The sequence below is a fragment of the Sphingomonas sp. Y38-1Y genome (genome assembly GCF_032391395.1).
GTDB lineage: Bacteria > Pseudomonadota > Alphaproteobacteria > Sphingomonadales > Sphingomonadaceae > Sphingomonas.
The window spans coordinates 531,384-547,202 of the sequence record NZ_CP135916.1 but is presented as its reverse complement, the minus strand read 5'-3'; the positions used below and the strand labels follow the sequence as shown (position 1 = coordinate 547,202).

Below are 15,819 nucleotides of genomic sequence, written 5' to 3'. Positions count from 1 at the left end.
TCGCCTGCCGCGTCGTCCCGGCGACGCGGCAGGCAACGTGCGCAATCTTCCGATCGTTAGTCGGCCCGCTCGGCCAGCTTGCGCTCCCAGGCGAGCGCATCGCGGACGATGCCATCCAGATCGTCGTGCTTCGGCCGCCACGGCAGCGCCGCCAGGATCGCGCCATTGTCCGCCACCAGCGCATCGGGGTCGCCCGCACGCCGCCCCTCGAGCCGTCGCTCGACGCTGAGATTGGTCACCCGGTCGACCGCGTTGAGCACCTCCAGCACCGAATAGCCGCGGCCGTAGCCGACATTGAAGGTGTGGCTCCGCTCGGGCTCCGCGGTCAGCAGCGCCAAGGCGTCGACATGCGCAGCGGCCAGGTCGCTGACATGGATATAATCGCGAACGCCGGTCCCGTCGGGTGTCGCAAAGTCCGTCCCGAACACCGACACGTGCCCGCGCCGGCCGATCGCCGCCTCGACCGCCACCTTGATCAGATGCGTCGCGCCCGCGGTCGACTGGCCGCTGCGCCCCTGCGGATCCGCGCCCGCGACGTTGAAGTAGCGCAGCGCCGCATAGTTGAACGGATGCGCCCGCGACACGTCTGCCAGCATCGCCTCGGTCATCAGCTTCGACATGCCATAGGGGTTGATCGGCACCTTGGCCGCATCCTCGCGCACCGGCACGGTATCGGGAATGCCATAGGTCGCGGCGGTCGAACTGAAGATGAAATGGCGCACGCCGCCCTTCACCGCGGTCTCGATCAGGCTGCGCGAGGCGGCGGTGTTGTTGGCATAGTATTTCAGCGGGTTCTCGACCGATTCCGGCACCACCACCGACCCGGCGAAGTGCATGATCGCGGTGACGCCGTGTTCGCGGATCGCGGCGAGCACCTTGTCCTCGTCGGCGACGTTGGCGACGACCAACGTCGCGCGCGGATCGACCGCCCAGTCGAACCCGGTGACGAGGTTGTCGATCACCACCACCCGCCAGCCCGCGTCGAGCAGCGCCAGCACCGCATGGCTGCCGATATAGCCCGCGCCGCCCGTCACCAACACGCAACCGCCCTGCATCGCCGATCCCCTTGCCGTTCGCGCCCGCCTTACCCGCCCCCTTTGGATCGCGCCACGCCGAACCTATCTTGGGCGCCGTACAGGAGATCGAAGATCATGCGTGAAGAAGTCGCGACGCTGGCCGGTGGCTGTTTCTGGTGCACCGAAGCGGTATTCAAGGACGTCATCGGCGTCACCGCGGTCGAGAGCGTCTATATTGGCGGGTCGGTCGACAACCCGACCTACAAGCAGGTGTGCGGCGGCCAGACCGGCCATGCCGAGGCGATCCGCGTGACGTTCGACGCGGACCAGATCGGCTATGGCGACCTGCTCGACATCTTCTTTGCGACGCACGACCCGACGACGCTCAACCGCCAGGGCAACGATGTCGGCACGCAATATCGCTCGGCAATCTTCCCCCACTCGCCCGAGCAGGATGCCGAGGCGCGCGCCGCGATCGAGCGCAACCAAGGCGAATGGTTGGACCCGATCGTCACCACGATCGAGCAGACCGACCGCTGGTATCCGGCCGAGGACTATCATCAGGATTATTGGGACGGCGAAGGGCAGCGCAATCCCTATTGCCTGGCCGTGATCCCGCCCAAGCTGCGCAAGCTCCGCAAGAGCTTTGCCGAGCGGTCGAAGGCGGTCGGAGCCGGCGCCTGACGGAACCGCGCGGGGGGCGATGGGTTGAGCGCCGGCACGGGCCGTTTCGGGCCCGAACCGGAGTTCAGACCATGAAGCGCTTCATCGCCCCCGCCCTCCTCGTCCTCGCGGCCGCGCCGCTCGCCGCGTGCGGCGGCGATGGCGACGACGCTCTGGCGGAGCGCGCCGAGGAGCAGGGCGAGGCGCAGGCCGAAGCCGCCGCCGCCAACGGCGCGAACGAGGCCGTCGTCGACCAGATCGAGGACAATGCCGAAGCGCGCGCCGACGCGATCGACGATTCCGATGTCGATGCCGACGACCTGACCGAGGCGCAGAAGAACGCACTGGTCAACGGCAACTGAGATGCGGTGGGCGCGGGCTGAATGCCCGCGCCGATTGCCGGTTTGGGTCGTAGGCGGCCCAGGGTTGCATCATCTGCGTGCCAGACTCGACCGACAAGATTGGCTACGCATGGCGTCTATGGGCGCCGTGATCGTCGTTCTTTCCAGCCTTGGCGATCGCTAGATTGGCGTTGTCGGCGCGGCCCTAGTCTGAGCTTGAGCCAACCGCCCCCGATTATGCCCGCTCATTTGCTTGGGCATGCGCGCCGCCACTTGCAGCTAGAAGTGCTGCGTCAATCGCACTTGATCGATCATTCGGCAGCGTTGCGCGGTGCAATCACACCAAGGCGTTCGTTATCGGCACAAGTCGCGGGCAGGTTAGGTGCAGTTCGGCTTTAATCGGCGTACCCGTCACGACGTTCGCGCCAGAAGGGTCCGATCGACCAATGACTGATGCCCCTCACCACGAACGTGAGTGTGGCGCTGCCTCCATCAGCTCTTTCAACCTACAAGATGGTAGGTCATTCGCTGCTGCAGGTCGACGAGCGGTGTCGGTGGTCAGGGACTTGGGCTGGCTCGCGCTTCTCGCTCGCTCTCAGCGCAGGGTAATAGCAAGTGGTCGACAACGCAAAGCGTGTCGCCAAAAGCCCCGGCTCGAAGAGCGTGTGCGGAGCGTCCGAGAAACATGCTCAGCCAGCCCGTGGCTTCAAATCGTTTGGACGAAGGGCGGCGCGGCAGCGTTACGGTGAAACGATCCAGCGGCACCTGGCCCGATCACCGTACGATGACTGGCACCCGCGCCGATGGACTGCGCCGGCTTTGCCGCGAGGGTGACCTACGGATCGGGAAATCAGCGACCGACTGAATGGAGCCTGCAATGCGAGGCGAAGGCGATGCGTGCGTAACGGACAGTCGCCAACACAGTGCCTCACTTTCCCCGCCGATGACGTTGCGAGGCCCGAAGTTCGCTCACTGGTGAGATGTCGCTGATCGACGGACTTCCCGCTGAATGTCGGCCGAACAGCGCTCAACGGGGGCGCATCGTCCCAGCGCGCGAGGGCCTTTCTGATGTCGGGCCCACATCAGCCCCGATGCGCAGCTCTCTGCTAGGAAAAAAAACCCCGGGCGATCGCTCGCCCGGGGCCGTTCTCAGTCGTTCAGGTCGATCAGGGCTGGCCGATCAGACCCAGCGCGGTGCTGCCACCGACGCCGTCGGCATCGATCAGCGCGGTCACGCCGGTCACGCCGGTCAGGCGGACGAGGTCGGTGAACGCCGCCGCGTTGCCCGCGCCGCCCGTATCGGTGATCTCACCGATATAGGTGTTGCCCTGGTAGGTGAACGCGATGACGCCGTCATTGTCGGCAGCATCGGCGTTGAACTCCTGCTCGATCAACTGGATCGCGGCGAGCAGGCTGGTCGAGCTGTTGATCGCGTCCTGCAGGATTGTGCCCTGCTGGACCACACCATTGGCGATCGAAGCCGAATTCTCGGCGACGATGCCGGCACCGAAGTCGATGACGTCGGCCAGGCCCGGGGTCGCGTTGAAGTCGGCCAGGTCGACGACGCCATCGGGCGCCCCGGCCGGAGCGACGTCGCCGCCGCGATAGACCGCGAAGCCGGTGATGGTGTCGAACGCCGTGCGCGGCGCCTCGCCAGCACCCACGATCACGGTATCGCGCGCCGCCGTGACTTCGGTCAGGTCGATCGCGTCGGTCCCTGCGCCACCGTTGATGGTGTCGCTGCCCTCGCCGCCAACGATCGTGTCGTTGCCAGCGAGACCCGTCAGGACGTCGTCGCCCGAACCGCCGGTGAGCCGGTCGGCCGCCACGCTACCCGTCAGGTCGTCGTCGCCCGCACCGCCGGTCACGGTGACCGAACGGCCGCCGGTCAGCCCCGAAGCGTCGACCGTCAGCGTCTCGTCGGTCAGCGTGTCGTTGCCGCCGCCGATGACGTTATCGCCGCCCAGGCCGGTGACGACGTCGGCGCGGAGCGTCGAGCCGTTGATGACCAGGTTGACCCCGGCGTCGATGCCGGCGTCGGTGACGGTGACGTCATAGCTGTTGGCGCCGCCGGCGACGTCGTTGCCGGTGGTGTTGTTCACCGGCGCAAGACCGGCGAGCAGGTTGATCGTCTCGAAGTTCACCAGGGCCGCACCGACGGTGAAGGTGTTGGTGGTCACCTGTTCCGCGGTCAGCGCGTCGCGAATGTTGATCGTGTCGCTGCCCGACCCGCCGTTGAACGTGTCGTTGTTGAACAGCGCCGTCCCGAACGAGTTGACGGTGTCGTTACCGGCCTCGCCATTGAACGTGACCGTGCCGTTCGGTGTACGGGTGAGGTTGAGCGTGTCCGCCCCGCCGCCCGCATTGATCGTCACCGCCGTGCCGCCACCATCGGTGAAGGTGTCCGCGAACTGCGAACCCGTCAGCGTGATGTTGTCGGCCCCGCCGCCGTTGATCGTCGCACCGGCCGAGGCATAGTTCGCCACCGACACGCTGCTGCCGTCGGTGTTGGCCGACAGGTTGATCACGCGGACGCCGCTCGTCTCCGAATAGAAGCCGGCGGTATAGGTGAACGCGGTGTTCGCGCCGCCCGGGCCACCTACCAGCGTGACCTCCTCGACGCTGGTGAAGCGGCCGTTGAAGCCCACGTCGGCGATTTCCTGCGCCGCCGCGGTGCCGATGATGCGCAGCGTGTCGTTGCCGGCGCCGCCATCGACGGTGTCCGCATCGCTGTTGAACTGCGTCACGGTCAGGTCGATGAAGTCGTTGCCAGCGCCGCCGCGGATCACGTCGAAGCCCGCGCCGCCGACCAGCGTGTCGCTGCCGTCGCCGCCTTCGAGCGTGTCGTTGCCCGCGCCGCCGTTCAGCTGGTCGTCGCCGACATTGCCCCGCAGGAAGTCGGCGCCGGCACCGCCGAGAACGACGTCGTCGCCCTCGCCGCCCACGAAGTCGACCGCACGGCCGGCGCCGAGCGCCGAGGCGTCGAGGTCGACGAAGCTTGCGTAGAAGTCGTCGGCATTGGCGCCCGTGCCACCGAACTCGCCATCGGCGCCCAGGTCGTAGCGGATCGCTGTCAGCGCCGAGGCATCGACGACGAAGGTCGAATTCGCCGCGACATTGGCGTTGACCAGATCGACTTCGAAGCTGCCGACGACGATGCCGGCCTGGTCGTTAGCGGCACCCGCGACCTGCACGGCCTGCTGGCCGTTCAGGATGTTGATGCGCTCGAAACCCGTGAAGTTGGCGTTGCCGCCAGCCGCAAAGAGCTCGAACGGCACCGTGATCTCACCGGGAACGAAGCCGTAGCCGGCGAACGAGCCGCCGACCACGAGCGTGTCGGTGCCGGTGCCGCCGGTCAGGGTCGAGGTGTTCTGGAACTGCGTGTAACGCGAGTTGAGCGTGTCGTCGCCGGCGCCAAGCGAGATCGTGCCGGCATCGGGGTAGGGGTTCGCCTGGGTCAGATTGACCGTGTCGTTGCCGCTGCCCGTCGCCACGTCACCCGTTTCGGTGTTGACCGTCAGGCCTACGGTGTACGCGCCGGCGTTGAGGTCGTCGTCGTCCGTCGTCACCGTCGTGATGCCGGCCGCCTGGGCGTTGGCACCGATCGTGACTTCCGCGGTGCCGTCGTTGGCGGCACCCGTCGACACGTCGGTGAACAGCGCCTCGATGCCCGACTTGTTGGAGAACTGCGCATCGGTGATCGCGGTCGTGCTCTCGATGTCGATCAGGTCGATGTCGCCCGCCGAACCGTCGTCGGCGATGACCTCGTCGGCGATGAAGTCGCCGTCGTCATAGGTGTAGGTGTCGCTACCCTCACCGCCGTTGAGCGTGTCGGCATCCGCACCGCCGGAGATCTCGTCGTCGCCCGCACCGCCGAGGATCTCGTCGGCACCCGCACCGCCGATCAGCAGGTCGTCGCCGCCGTTGCCGGCGATGAGGTCGGCACCCGCGCCGCCCAGGACGAAGTCGTTCGCCGCACCGCCGCGAACGTCGACCGCCCGGCCGCCGCTGAGCGCCGAAGCATCGACCGCCAGCGTCTCGTCGGTGAGGACGTCGTCGGGCGTGCCCAGGTCGCCATCGGCGCCCAGGTCGCTGGTGACGTCGGTGCGGAGCGCCGAACCGTCGATGATCAGCGTGCCGCCGTCGGTGACGTTGGCGTCGACGACGGTGAAGCCATAGCTCACCGCGTTGCCGGCAAGCGCCGGATCGCCGGTCGCGACGTTCGCCGGCGTGGCGTCGTCGGCCGCGCGGATGATCACCGCCTCGAAGTTGACGAGCGTGTCGTCGAACGGATCGGCATAGAAGTAGTTGCCGCCCGTGCCGCCGCCTAGCGCCGCGATCGAACCGCCCAGGAGGAGCGTGTCGAACCCGTCGCCGCCGTCGAACGCACCCGCGCCCGCCTCGATCGTGTACGAAGCGTCGAGCATGTCGTCGCCGTCACCCAGCTCGACCGTGCCGGCATAGGGCGCGCCGAAGATCGGCGAGAAGTCGATGTGGAAGCCGATCAGCTCGATGTCGTCGCCCGACTTCGCGAAGCCGGCGGTATGGCCGATATAGACCATGTCGTCGCCCGAACCGCTCAGCAGGTCGCCCTGGCCGACGAGCGTGACATCGCTGGTATAGGCGCTGGCATCGATGTTCGAGATGTAGCTGCCGATCAGATAGATGCCGGCCGCCTGCGCGTTGGCGCCGAGCGTCACGTCGATCGTCGGATCGCCCGAAACGTTGTTGACGAGCACCGCCTCGAACGAAGCCTTGCCCGCGAACTGCGCGTCGGTGATGTTGACGTTGGTCAGGATGTCGGCGGTGTCGATATCGTCCGCACCGGTGCCGCTGTCGGTGATCGCCTCGCTCGACAGGAACTCGCCATTGTCGAAGAAGTAGGTGTCGCTACCCGCGCCACCATCGAGCGTGTCGAGGCCCGCGCCGCCCCACAGATAGTCGTCGCCGGCGCCGCCGCGGAGCTCGTCCGCACCCGCGCCGCCCTCGAGATAGTCGTCGCCGGCACCGCCGACGAAGAAGTCGCGATTGGCCGAACCGACGATCTCGTCGTCGCCCTGGCCGCCGTTGATATAGGCGCCCAGCGTCGCGCTGACCGGGGTTGCGGCGGTGATGATGTCGTCGAGCTGCGTGCCGAGCACGACCTCGCCGAACAGGCCGCGATTCTCGTTCGCGCCGGTGCCCTGGACATTGTACTCGCCGCCGAAGAAGCGAACGCCTTCGTCGTCGAAGTAGCTGACCGGGCCGGTGGCGGTGCCGTTCTGGTTGCCCAGACCGCCCAGCGACTGCGCGGCGACGGCAAGGCGGCCGTCCCCATTCGTGACGACGCCATCGCCGACGGCGCCGCTGGTCAGCGTCAGGCGGACCGTGTTGGTCTGGTTGGCGAACTGGACCTGGTCGATCGCGCTGGAGAGGACGCCGCCCACGCCGACGAGCGAACCGCCGGTGTTCACGTCGTCACGACCGTTGGCGAGATCGGTGATGACGAGGTCGGCGACGCTCGCCGCCATGACCACCTGCAGCTCGTTGTTGAACGCGGCCGAGCTGATGTCGAGCACGGTGCCGCCGAAGCCCTGCGAGTCGCTGATCGAGGTGTCGACCTGGACGATCCCGGCCTCGTCGGCCTGCGCGCCGAGGACGATCTGGTTGTAGTTCGTCTGAAGGACTTCGACCGACGTCACGTTGGTGAAGTCGACATCGTCGAGGACGTTGAACGGCGCCGCGCCCGAGTTGATGAGGACGAGCGTGTCGACGCCGTCGCCGCCGCCGACCTGATCGGCCTGGCTGAGCAGCTTGCCTGCGAGCAGCGAGTTCTGGACGCCGCTGAAGCGGTCGCCGGCCGCGCCGCCGAACGCCGTGTCGGCGCCGGTGGTGAGCTCGAACGACTGCGGGACCGGCGGCGGCGGGGCCGGCGGCACGCCGTCATCGTCGGTGATGTTGGCGGTGAGGTCGGCACCGGGGGCGAGCGTGGCGCCCGTCACCTGGAGCACGACGGTCTCGACGCCCTCGCTGTTGATCGTGTCGTTGTTGACGACGACGGTCAGGAACGCGGTGGTCTGACCCGGCGCGAAGGTGATCGCCTGCGACACGGGGACATAGTCGGCGCCCGCGGTGGCGGTGCCGCCGACGGTCGCGACGTTGATCGTCACCGGCGACGACTGCGCCGAGGAGAGCGTGAAGGTGTAGACGATGTTCGCCTGACCCTCGACCACGTCGGTCGCGGTCACGTTGACGGTCAGGCCGCCGGGGTTCGGCTCACCGCCGCCCGAGCCCGAGATCGTCGTCGCGGTCGTCGTGATCGTCTGATCGCCGATGGTGAAGGTACCCGTGCCGTCCGCGTTGAGCGTGGTGTCGAGCGGCAGCGACACGTCCGAGAACTGGAGGACCGGACGGTCGGCATCCGACAGCGAGGGGTCGGGAACGGGGATGGTCACGTTGGTGCCGTTCGGCCCCGTGATGATCAGCGACGAACCCGAGCGCGCGATCGAGTATTGCGACGCCGATCCCGTGAAGATGACCGTGTCGCCACCCGCGTTGAACGAAGCGTCGAGCGTCTGCTTGCCGCCACCGATGGTGATGGTTTCCTCACCCTCCGGCGTGCCAAAGACCAGGTTCTCGCCCGCGAGCGTAAAGCCCAGCGTTTCGTCTTCTGAAAGCGTAATAATCGCCATTGAAATTCACCCCTTGAAGAAAGCTGGACTTGACTCAGGCGTAGCTGAAGAAATCAAAGCCGATCGCCGCCTCGGCACTCGCCTCGTTCGTGATGAGCGCGTTGGGGCTCACCACGTCGGTGATGACGATGCGCGACGTGATGCCGCCCTGATTGAAGGTGATTACCAGATCGTTGTCGATCGACGTGAAGCCGTAGCGGGTTGCCGCGCTCGTGCCCGACGTTCCCGTGACGACGATCCGATCGTCGGCGCTGAAGCCGTTGATCGTGGTGTTGTTCGTGATGCCCGCACGGTCGGTATAGGTGTTGGCCGCCTGGCTGGCATCGAACACCGACGGCACGCCCGCACCGTCGAGATTGTTGCTGGCCGGCGGAGCGGGCGGGATGCTTGACTGGAAGAAGTTAAAGCCGATCGCCGCTTCGGCCGTCGCTTCGTTGAAGATCAGCGCATTGGGGCTGACCGCGTCCTGCAGCGTGATCGAGGTGACCACACCGCCATTGTTGAGCGAGATCACCAGATCGTCGCCCACCGACGAGAAGCTGTAGCGGCTCGTCGCCACGTCGGTGACGATGATGTCGCCCGCCGTGAAGTTGGTGATGACGGAGAGATTGCCCTCGCCGGCATTCTCGCCGAACGACACGTTGCCGTTCGCCGCCGAATAGGTGCGCGTCTCCGTCGCCGGGATCGTGCCGCCGTCCAGGTCGACCAGGTCCGGCAGGTTGTTGATGTTGACGGTGACGGTCTGCGTGTCGCTGAGCGCCGGGTTGCCGTTGTCGGTGGCGGTGACGACGAAGTTGTAGCTCGTCTTCGCCTCGAAATCGGGCGAGATCGCGAACGCGACGACGCCAGTCGCAGCGTCGATCGTGAACGACGACGCATCGGCGCCGCTGATCGAGTAGGTCAGCGTCGTGTTGGCGTCGACGTCGGTCGCGTTGACGTCGAGCACCTGCGTGCCGATCGCGACATTCTCGTCGAACGCCACGGTAACGGCGTCGCCGCCGGCGATCACCGGCGCTTCGTTGACGTTGGTGACGTTGACCGTCACCGCTTGTGTCGTCGAGGCGGCGGGGTTGCCGTTGTCGGTCGCGACGATGTTGAGCGAGTAGCTCGCCTTGGTCTCGAAGTCGGCCGACTGGTTGAGCCGCAGCTCGCCCGTCGTCGCATTGATCGTGAACGCCGCCGCGTCGGCGCCGCTCAGCGAATAGGTGATCGCGTTGTTCTCGGCGTCGGTCGCGTTGGCGTCGAGGATGACGGTCGAGATCGCCGCATTCTCGGCCACCGTCGCGGTCGCCGCGGACGTGAAGACCGGCGCCTGGTTCTCGCCCTGATCGGTGACCGTCACCGTGACCGTCTGGGTCGCCGTAAGCGCGGGGTTCGCGCCGTCCGAAGCGGTGACGGTGAAGCTGTAGCTCGCCTTCGTCTCGAAGTCGGGCGAGGCGCGGAAGCGGACTTCGCCCGTCGCCGCATCGATCGTGAACGCCGCCGCATCGGTGCCGCCCAGCGAGTAGGTCAGCGTTGTGCCGGCGTCGGGATCGGTCGCGTTCGCGTCGAACACCACGGTCGAGGTCGGAACGTTCTCGGCCACCGTCGCGGTCGCGGTCGCGGCGGCGAACACCGGCGCTTCGTTGACGTTGGTGACGTTGACGGTCAGCGCCTGGGTGGCGGTCAGGCCGTTGGCGCCATCGGAGGCGACGACATTGACGCTATAGCTCGACTTCGTCTCGAAGTCGGGCGACGCGCGGAAGCGGACTTCGCCCGTGGCCGCGTCGATCGTGAACGCCGCGGCATCGGTGCCGGTCAGCGAATAGGTCAGCGTCGTGTTGGCGTCGGGATCGGTCGCGTTGGCGTCGAACACCACCGTCGAGGTGGCGCTGTTCTCGGCAACTGTCGCGGTCGCGGTCGCCGTTGCGAAGGCCGGCGCCTCGTTGACGTTGGTGACGGTGACGGTGATGTTCTGCGAAGCGCTGGCCGCGGGCGAACCATTGTCGGTCGCCGTGACCGTAATCGCATAGCTCGACTTGGCCTCGAAATTGGCCGAGCTCTTGAGCGTGACTTCGCCGGTCGAAGCATTGATGTTGAACAGCGCCGCATCGGTGCCGCCCAGCGAATAGGTGATGGTGTTGTTCTGCGCGTCGGTCGCGTTGACGTCGATCACGATGGTCGTCGCCGGCGCATTCTCGGCGATCGTGGCGGTGGTCGCGCTGGTGAAGGTAGGCGCCGTGTTGGCGGGCGGCGGCGTCGGGGTCGAGCCACCGTCGTCGTCATCGTCGCCGCCGCTCAGCGCCAGCGCGACGATGCCGCCGGCGAGCAGCACGCCGCCGACGATATAGGGCGTGTAATCCTGATCGTCGCTCGAGTCGGTCTCGGCATAGCTGGTGGTCGTCGCGGGCGCGGGATCCTGTGCCGGCGCGGGCGCGGCGGCGTCCTGGAGCATCGCGACGGGCATCGCACCCGGCGCCTCAACCGTCGCCACCATCTTCGGTGCGGCGGCCTCGATCTCGATACCGGTGTTCGCGGCGGCGATCGCCGCGGCCTCCGCCGGGGTCTGACTGCCCACATGCTTGGCGGCAGGCACGTTCACGGCGCCCGGATGAGATACACGCTTCGTCATTGACACCCCCTTTAAAGGTACTTGTGTCGGGCGCAGGACACGCCCTTGGTCTAGTTTCCGGCGAGATTTGGACGAAAACAGGGCCTATTGCAAGCAACAATCTACTTGCGGAATCGACGAGTTGAACAGGTTTACTGTGGTTTTCGCAGTTGCAGCAAACATAGCGTCGTCAAGTTGTTGCCGTTTCATTGTACAGATCGGACAGATCTGAATGTAACCGTTTACATGGACAAAATACGGACAACCTATTGGCGAGTCGCACTTGTCGCACTGCAACCGTGCCTGAACAGGTTGTCGTGTTGACTTGGTTTCGACAGTAGATGCTGCGCAGCGGCAAATTGTGCCCGTGCGGGGGCGCCAGAACGGCGGTGGGCCAGCCGAGTTCCTGAAGCGTCCGCTTCACTACGCCGCGCATATGCGATCGGCGGGTTTCGACCTCGCTCGCCAACGCGCCGCCACGCCATCTCCGCATCGAGAGTCGCGGCTCGCGACTCGCGTTGGAGGTCCCGATGGAAGATTGCTTGTGGCTCGGATTCGTTGCTGGCCTGGTGGCCGCGACGCTCGCTTATGCGCGCCTTGCCGAACGCGCGTGAGGGTCACGCGATGACGCTCGACCTGTGGCTCGCGGCGCTGACCGCCGCCGGCCTCCTCCTCTACCTCGTGGCGGTGCTGATCCGCCCCGAACGCTTCTGAAGGAGGCGGCGCGATGACCGTTCAGGGCTGGCTCCTGATCCTTTCGTTCGTCGGCATCCTGCTGGCGCTGACCAAGCCCGTCGGCCTGTGGCTCCATGCGCTCTACGAAGGGCGACGCACGCCGTTGCACGTCGTGTTGTCGCCGATCGAGCGCGGCTTCTACAGGCTGGCCGGGATCGATCCGGCCGCCGAGCAGGGGTGGCGCGGCTATGCCGTGCACCTGCTGCTGTTCAACACGGCGCTGCTGATCCTGACCTATGCGGTACTCCGGCTCCAGGGGGTGCTGCCCGGCAATCCGCAAGGCCTCGCCGGCCTGTCGCCGCATCTCGCCTTCAACACCGCGATCAGCTTCACCACCAACACCAACTGGCAAAGCTATGCCGGCGAGAGCACGCTGTCGAACCTCAGCCAGATGCTGGGACTGACGATCCACAACTTCCTGTCGGCGGCGACGGGTATCGCGCTTGCCTTTGCGCTGTTCCGCGGGTTCGCGCGGCACAGCGCCGCGACGATCGGCAATTTCTGGGCCGACGTGACGCGGGTCGCGCTCTACCTGCTGCTGCCGGTCTGCATCCTCTATACGCTGTTCCTGATCGCCAGCGGCGTGCCGCAGACGATGGCGGGCGTCGTCGACGGCTCGACGCTTGAGGGCGCGCGCCAGTCGATCCTGCTCGGCCCCGTCGCCAGCCAGGAAGCGATCAAGATGCTCGGCACCAATGGCGGTGGCTTCTTCAACGCCAATTCGGCGCATCCGTTCGAGAACCCGACCGCGCTCACCAACTTCGTTCAGATGCTGTCGATCTTCGTCATCGGCTTCGGCCTCACCTGGACGTTCGGCAAGGCGGTGGGGAATACGCGCCAGGGCTGGGCGATCCTGTCGGCGATGCTCGTGCTGTTCCTGGCGGGCGTGACCGTCACCTATGCGCAGGAAGCGGCGGGCAATCCGCTGCTCCACCAGGCGGGCGTCGCGGGCGGGAACATGGAGGGCAAGGAGGTCCGCTTCGGCATCGCCGCCTCCGCGCTGTTCGCGGTCGTCACCACGGCGGCGTCGTGCGGCGCCGTCAACGCGATGCACGACAGCTTCACGCCGATCGGCGGCATGATCCCGCTGTTCAACATCCAGCTGGGCGAAGTCGTGATCGGCGGCGTCGGCGCGGGCATCTATGGCTTCCTGCTCTTCGCCATTCTCGCGGTGTTCGTCGCCGGGCTGATGGTGGGGCGCACGCCCGAATATGTCGGCAAGAAGATCGAGTCGCGCGAAGTAAAGCTGGCAGTATTGGCGATCGCGGTGCTGCCGCTCGTCATCCTCGGCTTCACCGCCTTGTCATCGGTGCTGCAACCAGGACTGGCGGGGCCGCTGAACAAGGGGCCGCACGGGTTCAGCGAGATCCTCTACGCGTTCACCAGCGCGGTCGGGAACAACGGCTCGGCCTTTGCCGGGCTGACCGCCAACACGCCTTACTACAACGGGCTGCTGGGCGTGGCGATGTGGCTGGGGCGCTTCTTCGTGATCGTGCCGATGCTGGCGATCGCCGGTAGCCTCGCCGCCAAGAAGGTCGTGCCGGCAAGCGCGGGCTCGTTCCCGACCACCGGACCGCTCTGGGTCGGGCTGCTCGTCGGCATCGTCCTGGTGCTGGGCGGCCTCACCTTCCTGCCGAGCCTCGCGCTCGGTCCCATCGCCGATCATCTCGCGATGATACGCGGCCAGTCGTTCTGATCGGGGGCCATCATGGCAACTGCCCAAGCCAAAAGCCTGTTCACCGCCGACCTTGTCGTGCCGGCGATCCAGGCCTCGTTCCTCAAGCTGTCGCCGCGCGAGCTGATCCGCAATCCGGTCATGTTCGTCACCGCGGTCGTGGCGGTGCTGATGACGACCCTGCTCGTCATCGGCCACGACGACCTCAGCCTCGCCTTCAAGGCGCAGCTCGCGGTCTGGTTGTGGCTGACCGTCCTGTTCGGCACCTTTGCCGAGGCGCTGGCGGAGGGGCGCGGCAAGGCACAGGCGGCGAGCCTGCGAGCGACCAAGGCCGAGCTCGTCGCCAAGCGGCTGAAGGGCGACGGTCGCGAGGTCGACAGCGTGCCGGCGAGCCAGCTTCGCGTCGGCGACGTGGTGCTGGTCGAGACCGGCGACCTCATCCCCTCCGACGGCGACGTCGTCGCGGGCGTCGCCAGCGTCAACGAAGCGGCGATCACCGGCGAGAGCGCGCCGGTGATCCGCGAGGCGGGCGGCGACCGCTCGGCCGTGACCGCGGGCACGCGCGTCATCTCCGACGAGATCCGCGTCCGCGTCACGGTCGAGCCCGGCAAGGGCTTTCTCGACCGCATGATCGCGCTGGTCGAAGGGGCCGAGCGGCAGAAGACGCCGAACGAGGTCGCGCTGACGATCCTGCTCGTCGGCCTCACCATCATCTTCCTGATCGCGGTCGGCACCATTCCGGGCTTCGCCAGCTATGCTGGCGGGTCGATCCCGGTCGCGATCCTGGCGGCGCTGCTCATCACGCTGATCCCGACCACCATCGCCGCTTTGCTGTCGGCGATCGGCATCGCGGGCATGGACCGGCTGGTCCGCTTCAACGTCCTCGCCAAGTCGGGCCGCGCGGTCGAGGCGGCGGGCGATGTCGACGTGCTGCTCCTCGACAAGACGGGCACGATCACGATCGGCGACCGCCAGGCGTCCGAATTCCGCCCGGTCGGCGGCGCCGCCGACGCGGAGCTGGCCGAGGCCGCACTGCTTGCCAGTCTCGCAGACGAGACGCCGGAAGGTCGCTCGATCGTCGCGCTCGCCCGCGAGCGCTATTCGCTGGGCCATGCAATGCCAGACGGTGCCGAGGTCATTCCCTTCACCGCGCAGACGCGCGTGTCGGGGGTGCGCTTCGGCGACACGCTGATCCAGAAGGGTGCGGTCGACTCGATCCTGCGCGCCAACGCGGGCGCACCCGAGACCGCGGCCGCCACCGAGCTTCGCCGCATCACCGACGAGATCGCGCGCGCCGGCGGCACGCCGCTGGCGGTCGCGAAGGACGGCCGGCTGCTCGGCGCGATCTTCCTCAAGGACGTGGTCAAGTCGGGCATCCGCGAACGCTTCGGCGAACTGCGCGCGATGGGCATCCGCACGGTGATGATTACCGGCGACAACCCGCTGACCGCCGCCGCGATCGCGGCCGAGGCGGGCGTAGACGATTTCCTCGCCCAGGCGACGCCGGAGGACAAGCTGGCGCTGATCCGCAAGGAACAGGCCGGCGGGCGACTGGTCGCGATGTGCGGCGACGGCACCAACGACGCCCCCGCCCTCGCCCAGGCCGATGTCGGCGTCGCGATGAACACCGGCACACAGGCGGCGCGCGAGGCGGGGAACATGGTCGACCTCGACAGCGATCCCACCAAGCTGATCGAGGTCGTGGGCCTCGGCAAGCAGCTCCTGATGACGCGCGGGGCGCTGACGACCTTCTCGGTCGCCAACGATGTCGCCAAGTATTTCGCGATCATCCCGGCGATGTTCGTCGCGCTCTATCCCGGCCTTGGCGTGCTCAATGTCATGGGGCTGGCGACGCCGGAGAGCGCGATCCTGTCGGCGATCATCTTCAACGCGCTCATCATCCCGCTGCTCGTCCCGCTCGCGCTCAAGGGCGTGGCGTTCAAGCCGATGGCGGCGGGGCCGCTGCTGGCGCGCAACCTGGCCGTCTATGGTCTTGGCGGGCTGGTCGCGCCGTTCGCGGGGATCAAGCTGATCGATCTCGTCGTCACCTCAGTCGGCATGGCCTGAACCTACCACCGTTCGTGCTGAGCTTGTCGAAGCACGTGCCCGGAACACGCCCCCTTCGGCG

General features: G+C 67.0%; 8 protein-coding genes. 5 read left to right on the top strand and 3 right to left on the bottom strand.

The window, feature by feature from the left end; all coding sequences use genetic code 11:
* Positions 1 to 56: 56 nt before the first annotated feature.
* The gene (galE, locus tag RS883_RS02485) at positions 57 to 1,055 is read right to left on the bottom strand and encodes a UDP-glucose 4-epimerase GalE (RefSeq protein WP_315762320.1); all 999 of its coding nucleotides are present in this window, start codon (positions 1,053 to 1,055) and stop codon (positions 57 to 59) included.
* Between the two features lie 96 nt (positions 1,056 to 1,151).
* Here galE and msrA point away from each other — a divergent pair, with 96 nt between their 5' ends.
* A complete protein-coding gene (msrA, locus tag RS883_RS02480; protein WP_315762318.1) occupies positions 1,152 to 1,700 on the top strand; it encodes a peptide-methionine (S)-S-oxide reductase MsrA in 549 nt (182 codons plus the stop codon).
* A 71-nt stretch (positions 1,701 to 1,771) separates the two neighbouring features.
* A complete protein-coding gene (locus RS883_RS02475; RefSeq protein WP_315762316.1) occupies positions 1,772 to 2,041 on the top strand; it encodes a hypothetical protein in 270 nt (89 codons plus the stop codon).
* Between the two features lie 1,145 nt (positions 2,042 to 3,186).
* Here the strand turns inward: RS883_RS02475 and RS883_RS02470 are convergent.
* Both RS883_RS02470 and RS883_RS02465 read right to left on the bottom strand, forming a co-directional pair.
* Positions 3,187 to 8,691, bottom strand: coding sequence for a beta strand repeat-containing protein (locus RS883_RS02470; protein WP_315762314.1), 5,505 nt, complete (start codon positions 8,689 to 8,691; stop codon positions 3,187 to 3,189).
* Between the two features lie 34 nt (positions 8,692 to 8,725).
* A complete protein-coding gene (locus tag RS883_RS02465; protein ID WP_315762312.1) occupies positions 8,726 to 11,302 on the bottom strand; it encodes a cadherin domain-containing protein in 2,577 nt (858 codons plus the stop codon).
* 567 nt (positions 11,303 to 11,869) lie between these two features.
* Between RS883_RS02465 and kdpF the strand changes: the two genes are divergently transcribed.
* From kdpF to kdpB, 3 genes are read left to right on the top strand one after another with little or no spacing between them, the layout of a single operon-like run.
* Complete coding sequence (gene kdpF / locus RS883_RS02460) at positions 11,870 to 11,995, top strand: K(+)-transporting ATPase subunit F (protein WP_315762310.1); 126 nt, start codon at positions 11,870 to 11,872, stop codon at positions 11,993 to 11,995.
* 13 nt (positions 11,996 to 12,008) lie between these two features.
* Positions 12,009 to 13,712 carry a potassium-transporting ATPase subunit KdpA gene (gene kdpA / locus RS883_RS02455; protein WP_315762309.1) on the top strand — a complete coding sequence of 568 codons (1,704 nt, stop codon included), beginning with the start codon at positions 12,009 to 12,011 and terminating at the stop codon, positions 13,710 to 13,712.
* 12 nt (positions 13,713 to 13,724) lie between these two features.
* The gene (kdpB, locus tag RS883_RS02450) at positions 13,725 to 15,758 is read left to right on the top strand and encodes a potassium-transporting ATPase subunit KdpB (RefSeq protein ID WP_315762307.1); all 2,034 of its coding nucleotides are present in this window, start codon (positions 13,725 to 13,727) and stop codon (positions 15,756 to 15,758) included.
* The last annotated feature ends 61 nt before the right edge of the window (positions 15,759 to 15,819 follow it).

Coding starts and splice junctions, on each gene's coding strand:
- RS883_RS02465 (WP_315762312.1), bottom strand. CDS start 11,302: ATGACGAAGCGTGTATCTCATCCGGGCGCCGTGAACGTGCCTGCCGCC.
- kdpA (WP_315762309.1), top strand. CDS start 12,009: ATGACCGTTCAGGGCTGGCTCCTGATCCTTTCGTTCGTCGGCATCCTG.
- msrA (WP_315762318.1), top strand. CDS start 1,152: ATGCGTGAAGAAGTCGCGACGCTGGCCGGTGGCTGTTTCTGGTGCACC.
- kdpF (WP_315762310.1), top strand. CDS start 11,870: ATGCGCGCCTTGCCGAACGCGCGTGAGGGTCACGCGATGACGCTCGAC.
- galE (WP_315762320.1), bottom strand. CDS start 1,055: ATGCAGGGCGGTTGCGTGTTGGTGACGGGCGGCGCGGGCTATATCGGC.
- RS883_RS02475 (WP_315762316.1), top strand. CDS start 1,772: ATGAAGCGCTTCATCGCCCCCGCCCTCCTCGTCCTCGCGGCCGCGCCG.
- kdpB (WP_315762307.1), top strand. CDS start 13,725: ATGGCAACTGCCCAAGCCAAAAGCCTGTTCACCGCCGACCTTGTCGTG.
- RS883_RS02470 (WP_315762314.1), bottom strand. CDS start 8,691: ATGGCGATTATTACGCTTTCAGAAGACGAAACGCTGGGCTTTACGCTC.